At 71.3% G+C, this 2,023-nt stretch carries 2 protein-coding genes; both read right to left on the bottom strand.

Annotated features, from left to right (window positions below; translation table 11 throughout):
• Nucleotides 1-51 precede the first annotated feature (51 nt).
• Complete coding sequence (locus ACRDP3_RS26285; protein ID WP_431519498.1) at nucleotides 52-915, bottom strand: TauD/TfdA dioxygenase family protein; 864 nt, start codon at nucleotides 913-915, stop codon at nucleotides 52-54.
• Between the two features lie 3 nt (nucleotides 916-918).
• Nucleotides 919-2,023, bottom strand: a 1,105-nt coding sequence (locus ACRDP3_RS26290) for an L-tyrosine/L-tryptophan isonitrile synthase family protein (protein WP_431519499.1), incomplete at its 5' end; no start/stop codon positions are given.

A 2,023-nucleotide genomic window follows, 5' to 3' on the forward strand; every position in this document is an offset into this window, starting at 1 on the left:
CACCAACTTGTGGCGGCCGTTCGGGCGGACTCCTGACGGAGTGGCCGGGGCTCAGCCGTTCGAGTGATCTCCAGCAGGGCGCAGCGCCGGATTCTCGAGCGCGGGCTCACCGAGTACATGCACCCGGCGCAGGTGGCGCGGGGCGCGGCTGGTGAACGCCTCGCGGCCGTGCAGCAGTGTGTAGTTGTCGGCGATGACGAGGTCGCCCGTGCGCCACCGGTGCGTGTACGCGTGCTCGGGTGCGCGCAAGGCCCTTCGCAGACCGCGGTGGAACTCTTCCAGCCGGTCGGCGGGCACGCCGGTGAACTCCAGGTCGGGGTGGTTGATGAACTCGTCGTCCGGAGCGACCGGTTCGTTGTAGCGGATCACCGGCTCCCCGGTGACGGGGTGTGCGGTCACCACCGGCGAGACGGCGGTGCTGTCGTAGTACTCCATCTTGCGGCGGTAGGTCCCGGTGACCTCCTCCCACAGGGCCCGTACGGCGGGCTCCGCGTCCCGGAGGACGGCGGAGGTCTGAGAGAAGACCGTCCCGCCGCCCTGGTCGTGCCCCGGTGCGCTCACACAGTGGAAGAACTGGAACTCCGGCACCTGGGGTCGGTACATGCCGTCCCAGTGCAGGGGCACGTGACGGTGGTCGAAGATGTGGTCCGCGGGGTTCTCGTGTTCGAGCAGCTCGAGCACCGCGCCGAAGGGCCACATGCTGATCTCGCCCCAGCGGGCGCAGTACGCGGTCAGCTCCTCGGCGTCCGCGAAGGCGGGGAAGCCCCGCAGGAGCAACAGATGGTGGGCGCGGACCAGTTCGCGCAGGTCCCCGACGGGCAGCTCCTCCAGGCACTCTCCGGGCGAGGCCGAACCGGCGTCGATGAGGGCGCCGAAGCCGGCGAGGGGCGGGCGGGCCGGGGTCTGGATGGTCATGGTTCACCACTCCTTCGGTGCGGCGGGTGCGGCGGCGGCGGTCGCGCGCGGAGTCGTCGTATGCGGGGTTGTCGTATGCGGGGCCGGACGGTGGGTGACGCGCTCGTGCGCGGTGCGGGCCGGGGCACGCAGCACGTAGTGGCTGGGCCGGCCGCCGCGCTCGACGAGATCGCAGTCCAGCCCCTCGGCTTCCGCCCGCTTCATCAGCACCAGCCGTCCGCCGGTGTCCACGGCGACCCCGTGCCACGGGGTGAGCCAGGCGCCGGTGGACTCGCCCAGCCGGATGCCCAGCTTCGCCGCGGAGCAGGGCTGGGGGTGGATGGAGAGCCGGACGGAGCCGGGGAATCGCCGGGCGAGGAAGTCGCCCCACGCCTTGCTGCGCTGGATGACGACGTAGGCACGCGTCCGCGCGTCCCGCTGCAGTGCCGCCCTGCTTCCGGTGTATTCCGGTGTGTTGCCGTCTTCGAAGAGGAAGCGGGTGATGGCCCGGTAGAGCGGCACGTCCTCGCCCTGCCGCACGCGGCCGCGGAGCTCGTCGAGCGGCACGGCATGGCGTTCGGTGAGAACCGTGCGCATGTCGTCGTGACCGAGCCCGGCGAACTCGGGGACCTCATCGAGGGTGAACAGCGAGACGGCCCGGTGCGGGAGCGCGGCGATCATCGTGCGCAACTCCCGGTGGTAGGCGGTGATGTCGTCGTCCGGTATGCGCACCGCGTCGCTGAAGACGCGGCCGTCGGAGCAGATCACGATCTCCGCGCCCGGCGGATAGAGCTGCCGGATCCGTCCGGTGAGGGAGTCGAGGAAGCCGAGCGCCAGTTCCTCGGCCATGTCCGGGAGGGTGCCCAGCACCTTGGCGCGGTTGGGTGACTTGCCGGGGAAGGCGGGCAGTACGAGACGCACGGGACGGTTGGCGAGGACGAACGCCTCGATCACGTCGGCCTGGGTGTCCCGGCAGCGGGGGCAGGGTAACTCCCGGCATCGCCCGGGCAGTTCGGGACCGGCAGAGCTCCGCTGATGGCGCAGCAGCAGCGAGGCGATCTCGTGCGCCTGTTCCCTGGCGCCGGACGCGGGACGGAGGTGCGACGTGAGCATGCGATTGCTCCTCGCG

It is taken from the genome of Streptomyces sp. (assembly GCF_050698815.1).
Classification (GTDB): domain Bacteria; phylum Actinomycetota; class Actinomycetes; order Streptomycetales; family Streptomycetaceae; genus Streptomyces.